Genomic DNA, 16949 nt, shown 5'->3' with positions numbered 1-16949 from the left:
GATACTAAAATTTGATAAAATAACTGATATGTTTTCTTTTGTACCTTATTTATATCCAAGATCAAAATCTGTAAAAGAAATATTGTTTTCCTCTTTGGCAGCTGGAATTCTTGTTTATCTTTTCCTGATTATTTTTCAACCCTTTGGTACAGAAAGTTTTCATCATCCTTACAAATACATTGTCCTTTTCCCTTACACGCTTATTTTTGGATCAGCTTTTTTTATTTCAAGCCTTTTTGTTTCCCAATTTAAAGATTGGAATATTGGATATGAGCTCATGAAAATCCTTGTGATCTTATTATTAGGATCTATTTCCTCTTACTTTTACAATGCATTATGTATCAGTCATGTAAAACTTAGCTTTGAAAATTATGGCTATATGTTTCTCTACTCTTTAGCAATAGGCATTCCCATTTCTACTATATATATTCTGTCAAGATATATTTATTTAAAAAATATTCCCGAAAATACGGCATTGGATGTGGCTCCGCAGCCCATAAGTAACTGTGAGGCTCCCAAAGAAAAAGTCCTGAAAATTTTGGGTAACAATATCGAACTGGAAGTTACTGAAGAAAATTTCCTGTATGCTCAATCTATGGAAAACTATTGCAATGTCTACTTTTTAGAGGATGGTAAGATAAAGAAACTTTTAATCAGGATAAGCTTATCCAATATCTTAAAACAAGTGGAAACCCATTCCATTAAAAAATGCCATCGCTCCTACATTATCAATCTGGAAAAAGTAAAGGATCTTAAAGGAAATGCGCAGGGTTATAAATTAATTCTTCCGGAAATTGATTTTGAAATTCCGGTTTCCAGAAGTTTTATCTCCAGTATTATTCCCCAATTACAACAGTCTAAAAGGTAAAAACTTGCCATTGGTCACTATTCTTTGACACTCATCACATTAATTTGACACGCATTACTGAATAGTACATTTTTGCTCAAAATAACTGATATGAGTAAAACAATTTGCTTCTTTTCAATCTTCATCCTGGGGTTTATCATCTATTATTTTTTTGATGTATTTTATTTCAAAAATATTCAGCAATTCTCAAAAGAAATATTTCACAGCAAAGCTATTGCCCATATGACGGCTTACACGATTACTTTGATTCCATTAGTCATAACATTAAAGGTTTTATTTCCTACAAAGAGCATTCTCAGTCTGCTTTCTCTGGATAAATCCATTACTAAAGGCTTTATATTAGCATTTCTCGGCACTTCACCCATGCTGATAGGCTATGGACTTTATTTTAAAATAAACACTGCGCTCAACATTGAATCCTTATTCATCAATACTATTTCCTCCGCGTTCTTTGAAGAAATCATCTTCAGAGCTTTTCTCATCGGAACATTATACAGATTCACCCGACTCGGATTTTTATCGTCCTTGTTATTCGGATCTTTATTATTTGCACAGGTTCATTTATATCAAAGTCAGAATTCAATGGAACTCATTGAAATATTTACCATTACATTTCTGGGTTCTGTATTTTTTGCCTGGATATATATTGAACAAGGCTTTAATCTATGGTCTGCTATATTTCCCCATTTCTTCATGAATCTGTATTGGGAAATCTTTACTGTTTCGGAAAATGTTGCCGGAAATCTTTATGGAAACCTCTATAAGCTCCTATCCATCTTTCTTATAATAGCCTTCATTGTATATCATAAAAGAAAAAACAAAATACCTTTTCAGATTACGTGGAGAATGCTTTTTTCTAAAAGCACAGAAGTTCAATCATAAATTTTGCATAATTTTGCAATATGTTGATAGAAAGTTTTCAGAACGAAAAAATAAAAAATGTCACTAAGCTCCTTACTGACAATAGATTCCGTAAAAAATCCAAAGTATTTGTTGTGGAAGGACAGCAGGAAAATGAAAGAGCTGTACAATATCATTTTGAACCTTTAGAGTTTTTTATTTGTGAAAATATCTTTAAAGGAAAAACTCCTGATGGAAAAATCCATTATGTAAGTGAAAAAGTATATGAGAAAATAGCATACAGAGGAAGTTCTGAAGGGATTATCGGTATCTACGAGGCTAAAGAAGCCGTTTTATCATCATTTGTTCCGAAAGAAAATTCTACTGTTATCATTGTTGAAGGGGTAGAAAAGCCAGGAAACCTGGGAGCAATCTTAAGAAGTTGTGAAGCATTCGGAATTGATGCACTCATTGTAGCAGACGGAAAAACGGATTTTTATAATCCCAATGTCATCAGATCCAGTGTAGGCTGTCTTTTTGGTATGGAAGTCTATCAGGCTGAAAATGACGAAACGTTGAAATTTCTTCAGCAAAACAAATTCAATATCTACACTACTCTTATGGATGAAAGTGCGGAAGATCTTTATAAAAGAGATTTCAAACAGCGATCTGCTGTTCTATTCGGTACTGAGCATTCCGGGTTGAGTGATTTCTGGATGGGAAAAGGGCAGAATACGCTGATTCCTATGGCCGGGAGTATTGACTCTTTAAACCTGAGCAATGCCGTAGCGATTACCTGCTATGAATCATTAAAACAGAAAAAAGGATAAAAGATTCTACTTCCTTAAGTCTATAGCCTGAAGTTACTTCACCTATTGGTTTACCATTATTACAACGGAAGTAAAAACTAAAGCATAAAAAAACCGTTTCACTGGGTGAAACGGTTCTTTTATTGTTAAGCTTATGCTAGAATTATTTCTTAGCAGCGTCTTTAGCAGCATCTTTAGCAGCGTCAGCAGCACCTTTAGCAGCATCAGCAGCACCTTTAGCAGCATCAGCAGCTCCTTTAGCAGCATCTTTAGCAACTTCAGCACCAGCAGCAGTAGTAGCAGCAGCAGCATCTTTAGTAGCAGTTACAGCAGTAGTAGCAGCAGAATCAACAACTTTAGCAGCAGAATCAACTACAACAGCAGCAGAATCAGCAGTTACAGCAGCTGAATCAGTAGTACCTTCAGTAGCAGTAGCTTCAGTTTTTTTACAAGCAACTAGAGAGATTGCAGCGATAGCAGCTACGAATAATGACTTTTTCATAATAAATTAAATTTAATTTTGTTAATATTGTTTTATAAAATTTTCTTCTGTTCTGTTATTTGAACAAGACAAAGGTATAGCAGATAGAAAACTTGTTTATGAAAAATAATTGTAATAACTTTGTAAAATAGTTTTACAAAAAAACATAACTGATAATCAACAATTTAATTATTTTTTGAAAAATTGGCAGATTTAGATTTATTACACTTTGAGCAGTTGAAAAAGGATGTTCAGAGTCAATACTTAAAAGAATATACCCCTTCGCATGATGATATTTCAAAGTGGAAGGGTATAGACATTATATATTTCCAGGAAGACCTACGCAAAAAAGCCAAAGGTAACATCAGTGAGAAGTCATTTTACACTTACTTTAAAACTTCACCGGTTACAAAATTACCCAGAATTGATATGCTCAATTTACTGAGTATTTATGCAGGTTACGACTCTTGGTACGAATTCAAAAAGCAGCATCTTTTTGCCGGAGAACTCCTTCAGGAAATTGAAAATTTGGAGGACGAAGATCTTAAAGAATTGGAGAAAACAGTTCAACTAGCTCCGGAGCTACCAAAAACTGAAATTCCTGTTCAAAAAACCGAAATTCAGGTCTCCGAAAACAGTGATTTACAAAAAACAAATACTGATAATCAACCAGTTAATAAAACAACACCAGTTTCTAAGGACCAAACTCCATCACCGGATTTTCCTAAGAAAAATTTCTTCAAAAAAAATGCCTGGGCTTTTATTACTTCGATATTGATCACAATAACCGGATTGCTGGGATTTAAAGATGTACTTTTTTCAAAAACTTACAAATATTGTTTTATTGACAAGGACCGCAGTGTGAATGTGATTAATACATTAGACATTATGGTGATTAAAGAAAATGAGTCTCCGATCATGTATAAAATAAAACCCGGTGACTGTTTTCTCTATTCAACCAAGGATAAAAACCTGAAAATGCGGATCAGCGCGCCATTCTACGAGCCTCTGGACGTTAACAGAAATCTGGAAAATGCACCTGAAGAGGAAAAAATAGAGCTAAAGCCTGATGATTATAAAATGGCAGCTTATTATTTCTCTATTAAAGATATTAAAGGCGGAAACCCTGAAGAACAGGTAGCCCTTATTAAACAAAAAAGAAATCAGTTAGAAAACCTGATCAGCAACAATGCGGTTATATATCAGGTATATGATAACGACACTTATGGTATAGAAAGGCTGGACAAACAAAAATACATTACCCTGGTGACCACTCCCACTACTTCATTGAAAAACCTGAATGTTATAGAAATGAAAAAGGACAACAACGGTAAGATCATATCTATTAAATTTAAAATCGCATCCACAGATGAAAAAAATAAATAATTTTTTAATTTTTGCAGTGCTTTTTTTAGCAATCATTGCCTGTAACAATAAAAAAACAGAAGTAAGCGATCTCGATAAGCTTAGAAACAGCACCAATGCCAAGAGCTATCCTGCCGTACAAATGGACAGTATGCAGGCGATCAATTCAATCACAAAACAAAAAGTTCAGGAATTAATGGACCTTTCTACGCTCTATTTGTCCGGAAACAGAAACACTGAAATAGATACGGTGATCTATTCCCAGATGCAAAGTTATTTCCACAAACCGGACTCTTTAACTTTTAAAAGGTTATTCAGGGAACTGGACAGTATGAAGGTAAAATCCATTAAAGTGAATAATCTGAATGTTTATAAAGAATTTTATAAAAAGGATACCCTGGATTATGCCAAATTCAATGTAGAGTATTTCGACAGCAAGAATAAATCTTTAGGGAATTTTGAAAAGAATGCACAGTATATCCTGCTTTCCACACCTAAGCTTAAAAAAGAATTTAAGTTTTACTTCCTTGATTTCTATTCTAAACCACTTAAGAAAGACAGCACCTCTGTAGGGGTCACCAAATAGTCTAAGGGAATATCATTTTCCCAGACGTCATCAATATATTCATCGGGGTCAAAGTAATTGACTCCGATTTTTTTTGATTCTTTAGGCAGGCTTTGAAAAAAGCCATCATAGAACCCTTTTCCATAGCCTATCCTATTCCCTTTTTTATCACAATACAACAAGGGAGTAATGACAAAATCGAAACGGGTCTCTCCGGAATCTTCATTGGAAACAGGCTCCGGAATCCCCCACGCACTGGTATCAAATACAGTATCTTTAAAGATTTCAATATTGATCAGCTCATCATCCACTACTTTAGGCACATAAACGCGTATATTCTGCTCTAAAAAATACTGAATGAAGATTTGGGTATCTATCTCCTTAAACTTCTCAATTGGAATGAAAATATGCACCTTCTGGCCCGCACATGGTTTAAAGAATATTAAAAAACGGGTGAATATTTTTTCAGATAACAAGAAAGCCTCATCACGTGACAAGGCTTTTCTTTTCTGCATATATTTTTTTCTAAGCTCTGCTTTCAGCATAATGGTTATGCATTTTCAGAAGGTTGTAGTATTTTATATAATTTATCAGATAAACGAACTCTAAACGGAAGTTCAAAAGTAATCTGATCTCCTTTTTTAGCCGTTTCACAAGGACCTCCATTTGCATAAATTTCAGTAATTGTAAGCTCCTGTTCTCCGGTGGTAGGCCCGGAAATCAATATTCTATCGCCTATGGAAAGTTCTTTGTTCTCCATTAAAAACTGTCCAATTTTTGACTTTGAATAATAATGTTCTGCTTTTCCAAGCAACACTTTTTTAACCGTAATTTTCTGACGGATATTCTTTGTTTCAGCTTTTGCTAAAGGCTTATTAGGCAGATCACCAGAATTTTTAAATTTCAGGGCATCCGATTTTCCTTTTCTGAAAACTTTATTTCCGACCTGTAATCCTTTTCTTAATTTGACCTGTTCCTCCATAGGTAAATGTATTGTCTCCAAACATTCCGTAGAACAACAATTCTCCATAGCAGCTTTACATTCGTCACACTGAATAAACAATAAATGACAGGCATCGTTAGAACAGTTGGTATGGTTATCACAAGGCTTACCACACTGGTGACACTGCGAAATAATATCGTCTGTAATACGTTCTCCTAAACGGTGGTCAAATACAAAGTTTTTCCCAATGAATTTACTTTTTATACCCTCTTCTTTAATCTGACGGGTATATTCAATGATTCCACCTTCTAACTGGAAAACATTTTTAAACCCCTGGTGTTTGAAATAAGCACTGGCTTTTTCACAACGGATCCCACCGGTACAGTACATCAACAGCTTTTTATCTTCTTTAAAATCCTGTAATTGTTCATTGATAATAGGTAAACTTTCTCTGAAGTTTTCTACATCAGGAGTGATCGCTCCCTCAAAATGCCCTACTTCACTTTCATAGTGATTTCTGAAATCCACTACAATAGTATCAGGATCTTCAAGTAAATCATTGAATTCCTGTGCTTTCAGGTGAATCCCTTTATTGGTCACATCAAAAGAAGCGTCATTCAAACCATCAGCTACAATTTTATGTCTGACTTTTATGGTTAATTTTAAAAAAGAATGGTTGTCCTGGTCTACTGCTACATTCAAACGAATCCCTTTCATGAAGTCATAGACTTCCAGCGTATCCCGAAAAGCCTCAAATTGGTCTGCAGGAACACTCATCTGAGCATTAATTCCTTCATGGGCAACATAAATACGGCCAAGAGCATCAAGGGCATTCCAGGCTATAAATAGTTCGTCGCGAAATTTTTTGGGATCTTCAATGTTGGCATACGCATAGAAAGACAGTGTAAGACGTTCCTTACCAGCTTCATCAATAAGTTGAGCTCTTTCTTCTGCGCTTAAGGTGTTATACAGTTGCATGCTATAAACGTTTTAAGTGAGAAAAATATTTTTGCAAAGATAATGATTTTTCTATAAAGTGTATTGACCAGGGAAAAAGCAACCTTTTAAGAGCTCGGTAATAAAGAATTCCAAATCAATACCTGATCAGGATCTTTCCAATAAATTATCGTATCTTAAGCAGGATTTTTTAGGGATAAACTTACAAAATGTCACATTTTTTTCTTTAATAATTTTTTAAGTTTTGTTAATAGACCATTGAAGATTATGACATAATATATAAAATGACATAATACCCGTTAAATTTTAGTTAAAATTGAAACATAGCATACTAATTGCTTACTTATTTAACATTAAATTTGTTTACTCAAAAACATAAAAAAGAAATTAATTAATAAACAAGAAAGATATACAATGAAGAGTACTTTAAAAAAACTATTACCATTTGCAGTAGTAGGAGTTGTCTCCGGAGCTACTACCGTTGGAGCAATACAATATTTTGGACACAACTCCAACAACGGAGATCAATCTTATTTCACTACATCAGCCTCTAACACTACATTCGCAGGAATGAACACTGGTGCCGTGGGTGATGACTTTGTAAAAGCAGCCAAAACAACAGTTCCGGCTGTAGTTACCATTAAAAATTACCAGAGTAGAACTGCCAGCAGAGCTTCAGAACAGGATCTGTTTGACTTTTTCTTTGGAGATCCTTTCGGAGGTGGAGGAAGAGGCCAGCAAAGGCAAAAACAACAACAGACTCCAGACAATATGCCTTCAGGAATGGGATCTGGGGTGATCATTTCTCCGGACGGTTATATTATTTCAAACAATCACGTGGTGGCAGGCGCCAACAAACTTGAGGTTGTATTGAGCAATAAAAAAGCCTACATAGCTACTTTAATAGGAACTGACCCTAATACAGATATTTCTTTATTAAAGATTGAAGAGAAAGGACTTCCTTACTTAAACTTTGCCAATTCAGACAATATTGATGTGGGACAATGGGTACTTGCCGTAGGAAATCCGTTGGGATTAAACTCTACCGTAACAGCGGGTATTGTTTCCGCTAAAGGAAGAGGAATCGGTATTTTAGGAAGTCAGGGTAAAGCGGCCAACCCTATTGAAAGTTTTATTCAGACGGATGCTGCCATTAACCCGGGGAATTCCGGAGGTGCATTGGTCAACACAAATGGGGAACTGATCGGTATTAACTCTGCCATTCAATCTACAACAGGATATTATCAGGGATATGGATTTGCTGTACCGGCAAACCTTGCCAGAAAAATTGTTGAGGATATCAAAAAATTCGGAATTGTTCAGAGAGGATTCTTAGGCGTTCAGTCTCTAGACCTTTCCAATGACCAGCAGGTTTTAATGTACAATAAGCAAAACAAAACGGATCTGAAAGCAGGAGCCGGAGTTTATGTTACAGGATTTGGTGAGAACAGTGGCGCAGAAGATGCGGGTCTGAAAAAAGGAGACATCATTACGAAAATAGATAATTATGCCATTACAGATTTTGCTGATCTTTCCATGTCTATCGGAAGCAAACGCCCTGGTGATAAAGTTCAGGTAACGTATACAAGAAATGGTAAAGAAAATACCAGTACTGTAACCCTTAGAGACCAAAAAGGAGGAACTTCTACGAGAACTAAAGCTGATCTTAGTGTTACCGAGAAAATAGGAGCTGAGTTTGATCCGCTTAACGAAAGATTTAAAACTGAATATGGACTAAATAGCGGTGTAGTTGCTAAAAATGTAGCTGAAGGAAGTGAAATGGCTAAGATTGGAATTGTAGACAACTATATCATTATAGAGATCAATGGTAAGCCGGTAAATTCACAGAAAGATGTAGAAAAGGTATTGGATAAATACCAGGGGAATGTTCAGGTGAAGTTTGTAGATGATTACGGAAGAAACTATACCAAAGGATTCAAAATGCCATAATGGAAAACAGACAATAGTCTTTTCATATCAACAAAAAAACGCTGCAGAAATCTGCAGCGTTTTTTTTATTTATTTGGGTTTATTCATTTTTTCAGCGATCCTTTTTTTCTTATTCCGTTCATAAATGACCTCTACAATCTTACCGCCAATCCAGGAAAATGGAAAAAAAGTAAGGAAGATAGAAATCTTATAGAAGGTAGGATGATAAGGAAATATAATAATATCCAGCATCGCTATAAACAGCATAATAAAGCCTATAAGGATAGCATAAGCTACTTTGGCATATTTAACAATGATTGCCGTGGCAACACCGCCTATCGTCGTTCCCAATCCGGAAACAAATAACAGGAATCCAAAGAAAGCTTTATCATCCTTCATACTGAAAAGGAATCTTTGCCAATGCTCAAACGGAGCAAAAGCCTCAAAAGTAACCCATTGCGGAAACGCCCTTATACCAAGAGTAATAATAAGTCCGGTTATCCCAAGACCTACCAGCACCGCAATTGTATTTCTTATAAAATTCATTAATCCTGATGTGCAATCATAGAAATTTCAATATCCACATTTTTAGGCAGACAAGAAACCTGTACCGTTTCACGTGCCGGAAAGCTTTCTGCATCTAAATAAGAAGCGTAAATATCATTCATTACAGCAAAATCATCCATATTCTTAAGGAAGATTGTAGCCTTTACAACATTTTTGAAAGTCATTCCTGCTTCAGTAAGAATCGCTTCAAGGTTCTTCATTACCTGATGAGTTTCTTTTTCAATTCCTTCTACCAGTTTACCAGTTGCAGGATCTACAGGAATCTGTCCGGAGATATACAATACTCCATTTGCCATATTAGCTTGTGAATAAGGCCCGATTGCCGCAGGTGCATTAACTGTGTTTATGATTTGTTTCATAAGTGGATATTTAATTTTTTTAAAGGTCACATGCAATCACCATCTGCTGTATTTACTTGTTTGAAAATTCTGCCAATAGTGATTCCATTAGAATATATTTTGGTTGCAAATATAAAATTTATATTCTCAAATGCCAATCTGATATTAGAAAGGTGCATTAGGCTGAGTAAAACTTCTGTCTTTATACTTCAGAGCATCGCTTAAGATATTGGCTTTTATCCCAATAAAGAAGTCGTATACCTTATACTGTCCGAAAGGAACCCAGTTGAAGTTAATTGTAAAACTTCGCTGATCCCTTGAGAATCCAATTCTTGTATATGCCAGCTCTTTAGTAACCATATCATAATGCGTACTTCCGTTGATATTCCAGTAAGGCGTCAGCTTAATACTACCATCCAATCCTATGGATGCAATTTTACTTCCAAACCTGTTGAGTCCTTTTGAATAAGCATAGTTGGCATTAACATTCAAAGTCCATGCCTGATCAAAATGAGCATAATTATCATCATCAAAATAATAATTTTCATTCCGGACTTCTCCTTTGGAAGAATACTTTTTAGCATAATCGGTTTTCTCACCAAAAATTTCACTGCTTAAAGGATAAGACAATTGGATATTGAAACCCTGTACACTAAAATGTCCGAATTCTTCTGTTCTGATTCCCGTGTCCTGTCCCGGAACAAATGCAATTCTATACGGATCAAGGGTAAGACTTGTATTAACGGTAAGTTTACTGTTGAAGAAAGAAGATTGTCCATTGATGGATAAGATAGACCACGGGTGATCTTTGGCAGCAAAGTTATAACTTCCTGAAAGGTTTAAAGATTCAAAAATCTTAAGTTTCTTTACTCCTGTAGAATCTTTCTTAGACTTTACTTTCATCTCAATATTGTTCCCTATATTAAACCCTAAAGCACCTACCATTCCACTGGAAGGACTTCCTACAATTCCCTTTTCAAAGATAGAATAAGGAGTAATTGCACCGGTTGCATTATAGTAGTTTTTGTAATATCCAAAGTTTGGACTTGAGAAATCCGGAGAATAGGTAAACCCGATACTTGGGGTCATCATATGCCTGATAGCTTCCACCGAAGATCCTTTTTTAAATTTAAGCATTCCATATAGCGTAGTCTGAAGACTGGCAGTCGTAGAGAATGTAGAATATCCTGCAAAGTTCTTATTGATTTCATCTACAGTAACATTCTTTATCGGATCATAGTATCTGTTCAATGATTTTGTCGTCAGGGCATTGTCTATGTTGGCACTTAAACTGAATGTAAAATATTTAGCTAACGTGGTATTTGTTGCCAGCGCAATATTGTTTTTAAGGCCGGTCTGCATTTTATCCCACATAGCCTTTGTAAACAATTCGTTTTCCTGTGTGTTCACAAAATTCGTAAGGTTAAACCCTGTGTTTACCGTAATATTTTCAAGAAGCCCCTGTCGTACTCCTGTTTTTGATTTAAATAAATAAAACTGGTTTATGGCAACGTTCATTTGTGGAAGACGAAGATCAGCCAATCCTGTTGCAAAGTTTTGAGAATAAGATGCCGTTCCGGTGATGGTTACCGGAAGCTTCAGAAACCTCTTGGTAAGAGTTACCGTAGAGTTCTGCTGGGTATTCAGTACATTTTGGTTGAAAATATAGTTGTTATTCAGCGGGTTATTGTAAAACTTTGTACTTACAATATCCACTGATGCACTGAACGTAAGAAAAGGATTAGATTTTGCATCCTGTGAATGGGTCCAGTTGATTCTATAAGTACTATTCTTGTTATAATCATCCAAGCCCTTAATTCCTCTTACCATTGTCCCAATATCTGCATTAAAGCTACCCGAATACTTGTATTTCTTCTGATAATTCATCTGTGGACGCAGGTTCCAGCTTCCTTTTGTATACACATCGGCAAGCACTTTAAGATCAAAATGTTCTCCAATAGGCTGATAGTATCCAATCCCGTTAAGGAAGAATCCTACATCTTCTCTTTCTCCAAAACTCGGAATCAGAATACCGGCTGCTCTTTTATCCGAAAACGGAAGGATAGCAAAAGGCATAATAAGAGGGGTAGGTACCCGCTCAATATACATCTGAATCGGCCCGGTTACAATCTGAGATTTGTTCTTTGTTTTAATCAGCTTAATATTGGAGGCCCGCATAAAGTAATCTGCGGCAGTATCTTTTTTCTTAATAAAATAATCATCGGTGGTATAATCTGCTCTTTTCATGGCAAATACCGAGTCATTGTATTTTTTTGTTTTTTGAGCTATAATTACCCCTTCACTTTCTTCAGTTCTGGCATTGTAGGCGATTGCCTGTTTGGTTTTGGTGTTATAGCTGAATTCGTTGGTTTCATACTTTTTTCCACCCTGCATAGTAATTACAGGTTCAACAATCTTTCCTAAAGAATCTTGTTTTCCGCGGGCATAAATCAGATTTTTATTATCATCTATTGAAATATAATCTGCATCAATCTGCATATCCTGATAGATCACCTGGGCATTTTTATTAAGAAAAGTCATCTTTTTAGGGATGTCTCTTCTCTGATCTTCTGCTTTTGTGCGAAGAATATCATCTAAAGATTCTTTTTTTACAACTATGGTATCCTTTTTGGAAATAGTATCATTAACCACATTTTTAGGCAATTTTTCAGGCGTTTTTTGTGCTAAAAAATTGTTAAAAATTAGGATAATTAAAATTTGTAATATATTTTTGAAGACGGTTTTGGCCAATTTTATTCTATATAATTAAGGCCCAAAATTAATATAATTTTTATAACTGTAAGATGCACAAACAAAATTTTAAAATAATTTTATCATTTCTCCTTATTCTAATCAGTAACCTTATTTTAGCTCAAAAGAAGTTTACAATCGTTCTGGACGCAGGACACGGAGGAAGTGATCATGGGGCAAACAGGTCCTATTCTGACATTGGAAGAGTCGCAGAAAAAGATGTAACCCTTGCCATTACCTTAAGATTGGGCGCAATGCTTGAAAAAAACAGAGATTTTAAAGTAATCTACACCCGTAAGATTGATGAATACCCATCTTTATCCGACAGAACCAACTTAGCTAACAGAAGCAAGGCGGATTTATTTGTATCGATTCACTGTAACTCTTCACAGAGACCTACAGCCTACGGTACAGAAACTTATGTACAGGGACCCAACCAAAATAACGAAAACCTTGAAGTTGCCAAAAGAGAAAACGATGTGATTTTTCTGGATGAAAAAGATAAGCAGATCTTCGGTTCTTATAACGCCGATTCTCCGGAGTCTTTAATCGCACTGAAACTTCAGCAAAGTAAATATCTGGAATCCAGTCTTCTTTTAGGTGGATTGGTAGAAGACAACTTTGTGAATAAAGACAAAAGATCTTCCAGAGGGGTTTTTCAGAAAAACCTACACGTACTGCGTATGAATGCCATGCCTTCTGTACTGATAGAAACCGGATTTATCAATCATCCGGAAGAAAGCCACTATATAGCCTCCGAAAAGGGACAGGCTGAGATAGCAGAAAGTATTTACAATGCTATTATTGACTATAAAAAAGCGATCGACAGAAAAACAGGAGGTTCATTTACCATTAAAAAACAGGAACCTGAAAAACCGGCGGAAACACCGTTGAAAAATGATTTCAGGATATTACTGATGAGTTCTCCTACCAAATACAATGAGGGAGACCCTGCCCTAAAAGGATTAAGCTATATCCTTACCATTAAAGAAAATGGCCAGTACAAATACTATTATGCCGTCACTAATATGGCTTCTGTAAAAGATATTAACCTGAAATCTGCCAAGGATGCAGGATTTAGAAATGCCTTTGCCGTAGGGTTCATGCCTAACCAAAAAATAAGCATGGGTTACTATACCATAGAGCTGTATGCCGGCGATAAACTGAACGGAAATTCTTATATTCTTCAGAACCTAAAAGATGTGGAAAGAGAGAAAGATAGCGGTGTTTTCTATTATACCTATGGAAAAGTGGCTACTTTGGAGGAAGCAGTGAAGCTTCAGAAAGAACTTGAGAACAAAGGAATTAAGAATACCGTGATACAAAAAGTATATAAATAATTAAAAAATAATTTTGAAGTTAAAAAGTTAATCATTACTTTTGCAACCTCAAAATTTGGCCTATTCGTCTAGTGGTTAGGACTCAAGATTTTCATTCTTGCAACAGGGGTTCGATTCCCCTATAGGCTACCAAATTTGATATCATGCCGGATTTAAAAATACAAGAAGCGAAATTGCTTTTTAATAAAATCCACTCTAACCCAAAAAGTTATGATTTACAAATCAATGAAGACGGGATTACAGGCAGGGATGATAAAATAAGTTTCAGGCTTTACAGGACAGGAGAAAGGGTTGCTTTTGAAGTGACAATAGATGAACTTACTTTCACCAATACTACTGGGGAATGGAACAATGCGATGATTATGTTGGGAAACACAATCAAAAAAATAGAAAAGGAACAAGAAAATTTAAAAATAGAACAAGCAATAAATAAACTTAAAAAGTACCTTTCGGAAGAAAATTAAAAATTTTATAAAATAAATTTGGTAGTTTAAAAAAAAGTTTATAGTTTTGCACTCACATTTGAACGATATGGCAAATCATAAATCAGCACTAAAGAGAATTAGACAAAACGAAACTAGAAAACTTCGTAACAGATATTACCACAAGACTGCTAGAACAGCGCTTAAAAGCTTGAGAAATGAAGAGAATAAAGCTGCTGCAACGGAACAACTGCCAAAGGTTATCGCTTTATTGGATAAATTAGCTAAGAAAAATATTATCCACAAAAACAAAGCGGCTAACTTGAAAAGCAAATTGACAAAGCACGTTAATAAATTAGCGTAATAATATAGTAGGCCCGTTCGTCTATCGGTTAGGACCTCAGATTTTCATTCTGGTAAGAGGGGTTCGATTCCCCTACGGGCTACAAACTAAGAGTTGACACTTATAAAAACAAAACTAACACATTGCTTCGGTAATGGAAGATAGAGGGCCCGTTCGTCTATCGGTTAGGACCTCAGATTTTCATTCTGGTAAGAGGGGTTCGATTCCCCTACGGGCTACAAAGAGAAGACTTAATAAAAGTCTTCTCTTTTTGCTTTGGTACCTATCCTATCCATTCAAGGTTAACTTTCGCTAAAAGCTGGACAACTCTTTATACTGATCTATTCTCCTATTAAATGATCACCTCCATCAATCCAACCAATGGATTCCCTTTTTAACAGAAAGGTCTGTTCTTACTCATCCAGTATCATCACAAACTTCTACACTCCCCCAGCTCTTCGTTCTTCAAGAAGACATCCTCTTCACCCTGTTTCCAGGAGATTATATTCCTTCAATATTAAATCTTATTAAAAATATCACCATAAATGGAAATATTATTTCTTACTGTTCTTTTTAATCGTTAAATTCGCGTAAACTTTTAATTTAAAAACCAATCACATGAAATTTACTTTACTATCTGAAAGCCGATTCTCATTTAAAAAGGCTTTAGTAGCTTTATTCCTGATTTCAGCAAATACTTTATCCTTTGGACAAAACAGAATTTATGCTCACGCACAGAGCTCCGGTGTTTTTGGAGTAGCATGCTTAGGCTGTCGTGTAGAAAATGCTCAAAATGCAATTGGAGACAATGAAGATGATTATTCTACAATGACGCTGGGAACTGCATTATTAGGAGGAATCCAGCAAACTTTAATTTTCCCGGATCTTAGGGCAGACACAAGACTCGTTGTAGGTATAGGAACGGACAATATTCCTTTATCGGTACAATTACTAAGTGGAGTAACCCTGGAGACCATGAATGGAGGAACTTCAAATGAAGACCGCAGAACGATAGACATAAGTCTTCTTAAACTGGGAGCAACTCCTAACAGGGGGACTGTAGAATTCAAACCGACAAAAGCTTATGACGGTATCCGAATAGGATTAACCGGCGGTGTACTTAGTCTGGGTGGTGGATTCAGAATATATTACGCTTACCAGGACCCGTTGATCAGCCTAATGGCCAATAGTCAGGACGGAAGAGTTACTCTTGATGGAAATATCGCACTGGAAGGTTCAGAGGTTGCCCTAACCAATACCTCAGGGAAAGAAGTATACCGTTCTAAACTGAAGTCAAAAACTTTTGAATCCGGACAACCCGGAGGAGTATATATCATGACTCTACAGACAAAAGACGGGAAAACCTATTCCAAGAAAATAATGATTAAATAGATATACTTTTAATACTTCAATCCGGCCGGGCAAAATCCAGCCGGATTTTTTATTATATAAAGGTTTAAATTCATTAAATAAAAAACAAACATTTACATTTATATAAACAAATTATTACATAATCACCACAATATTAAATAAATTTGCTAACATAATAATTTTATTTATAAATTTACACAAAACTAAAAATCAAAATTTTTTATATATGAAAACTAATTTATTATTGAGACAACGTGCTATCAAAGCAGCCTTGTCTGCATCATTTTTGTTCCTGATGAATTCTATGTCTACTGCACAAATCGTGAAAACGTATGCGAGCAGCCAAACCAATTCGGTTACCGGAATCTGCATAGGATGCGGTGTAGTGAACCCACTGAACGCAATAGGAAGTAATGAGAACGATTATTCCACTTTACAGGTTTCAATAGGCTTATTGGCAAGGACAGAACAGACCCTGATCTTTCCTACTTCCAATATTGCCAACAATACGAATAAGCTTGTAATCGGAATCGGTTCGAATGGTACTCCGCTATCCGCTCAGGCATTGGGAGGTGTATCTATTGAGACATTTAATGGAAATGTATCTAATAATGACTATCAAAATATCAACAATGATATTCTTCAACTTGGAAGTGCAGACCCAAGCAAAGGTGAAATTGAACTTACAATGAATATTCCTTTTGACCGTGTCAAAATCAACGTAAATTCAGGATTATTGAGTCTGGGTGGCGAACTTCGTGTTTATTATACATACCAATACAAAGATCCTTTTATCAATTTAATGGCCCATACGGAAGGAGGTCAGGTGACACTTGATAAAAAACTTCCATTAGAAGGTTCGGAAATCACTTTAACCAATACTTCAGGAAAAGAAGTCTACCACTCTAAACTGACTTCCAATACCTTTGAGTCAAGACAGCCACAAGGTCTGTATATTATGACTTTGAAAACGAAGGCAGGAAAAACCTATACTCAAAAAATTATGATGAAGTAAAAAGCATCTGATGCATACACTACGGCAAGCTTTTCAAGCTTGCCG

17 protein-coding genes and 3 tRNA genes are annotated in these 16949 nt (G+C 35.6%); 14 read left to right on the top strand and 6 right to left on the bottom strand.

Annotation, left to right across the window (positions count from 1 at the left end; all coding sequences use genetic code 11):
- Positions 1-28 precede the first annotated feature (28 nt).
- From JML65_RS05100 to JML65_RS05090, 3 genes are all read left to right on the top strand, one after another.
- Positions 29-868: a LytTR family DNA-binding domain-containing protein gene (locus JML65_RS05100; RefSeq protein WP_202270112.1), complete on the top strand. Its 840-nt coding sequence runs from the start codon at positions 29-31 to the stop codon at positions 866-868.
- A 90-nt stretch (positions 869-958) separates the two neighbouring features.
- Positions 959-1750 (top strand): type II CAAX prenyl endopeptidase Rce1 family protein, encoded by a 792-nt coding sequence (locus tag JML65_RS05095; protein WP_202270111.1) that lies wholly within the window; start codon positions 959-961, stop codon positions 1748-1750.
- Positions 1751-1770: 20 nt separating this feature from the next.
- Complete coding sequence (locus JML65_RS05090; protein WP_047491333.1) at positions 1771-2538, top strand: TrmH family RNA methyltransferase; 768 nt, start codon at positions 1771-1773, stop codon at positions 2536-2538.
- 142 nt (positions 2539-2680) lie between these two features.
- Here JML65_RS05090 and JML65_RS05085 read toward each other — a convergent pair whose 3' ends face one another.
- On the bottom strand, positions 2681-3019 hold the full coding sequence (locus JML65_RS05085) for a hypothetical protein (RefSeq protein WP_047491330.1): 339 nt from the start codon (positions 3017-3019) through the stop codon (positions 2681-2683).
- Between the two features lie 183 nt (positions 3020-3202).
- Here JML65_RS05085 and JML65_RS05080 point away from each other — a divergent pair, with 183 nt between their 5' ends.
- Both JML65_RS05080 and JML65_RS05075 read left to right on the top strand, forming a co-directional pair.
- Positions 3203-4384: a hypothetical protein gene (locus tag JML65_RS05080; protein ID WP_202270110.1), complete on the top strand. Its 1182-nt coding sequence runs from the start codon at positions 3203-3205 to the stop codon at positions 4382-4384.
- Entirely contained in the window at positions 4368-4949 is a 582-nt protein-coding gene (locus JML65_RS05075; protein ID WP_047491324.1) for a hypothetical protein, read from the top strand. The genes JML65_RS05080 and JML65_RS05075 overlap by 17 nt, the downstream gene beginning before the upstream one ends.
- Here JML65_RS05075 and JML65_RS05070 read toward each other — a convergent pair.
- A complete protein-coding gene (locus JML65_RS05070; RefSeq protein WP_202270109.1) occupies positions 4898-5473 on the bottom strand; it encodes a 5-formyltetrahydrofolate cyclo-ligase in 576 nt (191 codons plus the stop codon). The genes JML65_RS05075 and JML65_RS05070 overlap by 52 nt on opposite strands.
- A 5-nt stretch (positions 5474-5478) precedes the next feature.
- On the bottom strand, positions 5479-6849 hold the full coding sequence (locus JML65_RS05065; RefSeq protein WP_084086556.1) for a rhodanese-related sulfurtransferase: 1371 nt from the start codon (positions 6847-6849) through the stop codon (positions 5479-5481).
- Positions 6850-7242: 393 nt separating this feature from the next.
- Between JML65_RS05065 and JML65_RS05060 the strand changes: the two genes are divergently transcribed.
- Positions 7243-8778, top strand: coding sequence for a trypsin-like peptidase domain-containing protein (locus JML65_RS05060; RefSeq protein ID WP_047491316.1), 1536 nt, complete (start codon positions 7243-7245; stop codon positions 8776-8778).
- A 69-nt stretch (positions 8779-8847) separates the two neighbouring features.
- On the opposite strand, the gene JML65_RS05055 is transcribed toward JML65_RS05060, so the two are convergent.
- From JML65_RS05055 to JML65_RS05045, 3 genes are all read right to left on the bottom strand, one after another.
- Positions 8848-9303 carry a hypothetical protein gene (locus tag JML65_RS05055; RefSeq protein WP_047491313.1) on the bottom strand — a complete coding sequence of 152 codons (456 nt, stop codon included), beginning with the start codon at positions 9301-9303 and terminating at the stop codon, positions 8848-8850.
- Positions 9303-9683, bottom strand: a complete 381-nt coding sequence (locus tag JML65_RS05050; RefSeq protein WP_047491629.1) for a RidA family protein — start codon at positions 9681-9683, stop codon at positions 9303-9305. The genes JML65_RS05055 and JML65_RS05050 overlap by 1 nt, the downstream gene beginning before the upstream one ends.
- 144 nt (positions 9684-9827) lie before the next feature.
- The gene (locus JML65_RS05045; RefSeq protein ID WP_202270108.1) at positions 9828-12413 is read right to left on the bottom strand and encodes a putative LPS assembly protein LptD; all 2586 of its coding nucleotides are present in this window, start codon (positions 12411-12413) and stop codon (positions 9828-9830) included.
- Positions 12414-12466: 53 nt separating this feature from the next.
- Between JML65_RS05045 and JML65_RS05040 the strand changes: the two genes are divergently transcribed.
- The 8 genes from JML65_RS05040 to JML65_RS05005 all read left to right on the top strand — a co-directional run bounded on the left by JML65_RS05040 (position 12467) and on the right by JML65_RS05005 (position 16904).
- A complete protein-coding gene (locus JML65_RS05040) occupies positions 12467-13753 on the top strand; it encodes an N-acetylmuramoyl-L-alanine amidase (RefSeq protein ID WP_052188676.1) in 1287 nt (428 codons plus the stop codon).
- Positions 13754-13810: 57 nt separating this feature from the next.
- Positions 13811-13885 (top strand) — tRNA-Glu (locus tag JML65_RS05035).
- Positions 13886-13896: 11 nt separating this feature from the next.
- Positions 13897-14217: a hypothetical protein gene (locus tag JML65_RS05030; protein WP_047491306.1), complete on the top strand. Its 321-nt coding sequence runs from the start codon at positions 13897-13899 to the stop codon at positions 14215-14217.
- Between the two features lie 67 nt (positions 14218-14284).
- Positions 14285-14539 carry a 30S ribosomal protein S20 gene (gene rpsT / locus JML65_RS05025; protein WP_047491303.1) on the top strand — a complete coding sequence of 85 codons (255 nt, stop codon included), beginning with the start codon at positions 14285-14287 and terminating at the stop codon, positions 14537-14539.
- A gap of 10 nt (positions 14540-14549) precedes the next feature.
- Positions 14550-14621 (top strand) — tRNA-Glu (locus tag JML65_RS05020).
- A 64-nt stretch (positions 14622-14685) separates the two neighbouring features.
- Positions 14686-14757: transfer RNA gene (locus tag JML65_RS05015), tRNA-Glu, on the top strand.
- Positions 14758-15136: 379 nt separating this feature from the next.
- Positions 15137-15910 carry a T9SS type A sorting domain-containing protein gene (locus tag JML65_RS05010; protein WP_202270107.1) on the top strand — a complete coding sequence of 258 codons (774 nt, stop codon included), beginning with the start codon at positions 15137-15139 and terminating at the stop codon, positions 15908-15910.
- A 205-nt stretch (positions 15911-16115) separates the two neighbouring features.
- Complete coding sequence (locus JML65_RS05005; protein WP_202270106.1) at positions 16116-16904, top strand: T9SS type A sorting domain-containing protein; 789 nt, start codon at positions 16116-16118, stop codon at positions 16902-16904.
- The last annotated feature ends 45 nt before the right edge of the window (positions 16905-16949 follow it).

Origin of the sequence: Chryseobacterium sp. KMC2 (genome assembly GCF_016756935.1) — a bacterium.
Classification (GTDB): Bacteria; Bacteroidota; Bacteroidia; order Flavobacteriales; family Weeksellaceae; genus Chryseobacterium; species Chryseobacterium rhizosphaerae.
The sequence above is the reverse complement of the archived record's forward strand: the minus strand, read 5'-3'. Positions and strand labels throughout refer to the sequence as shown.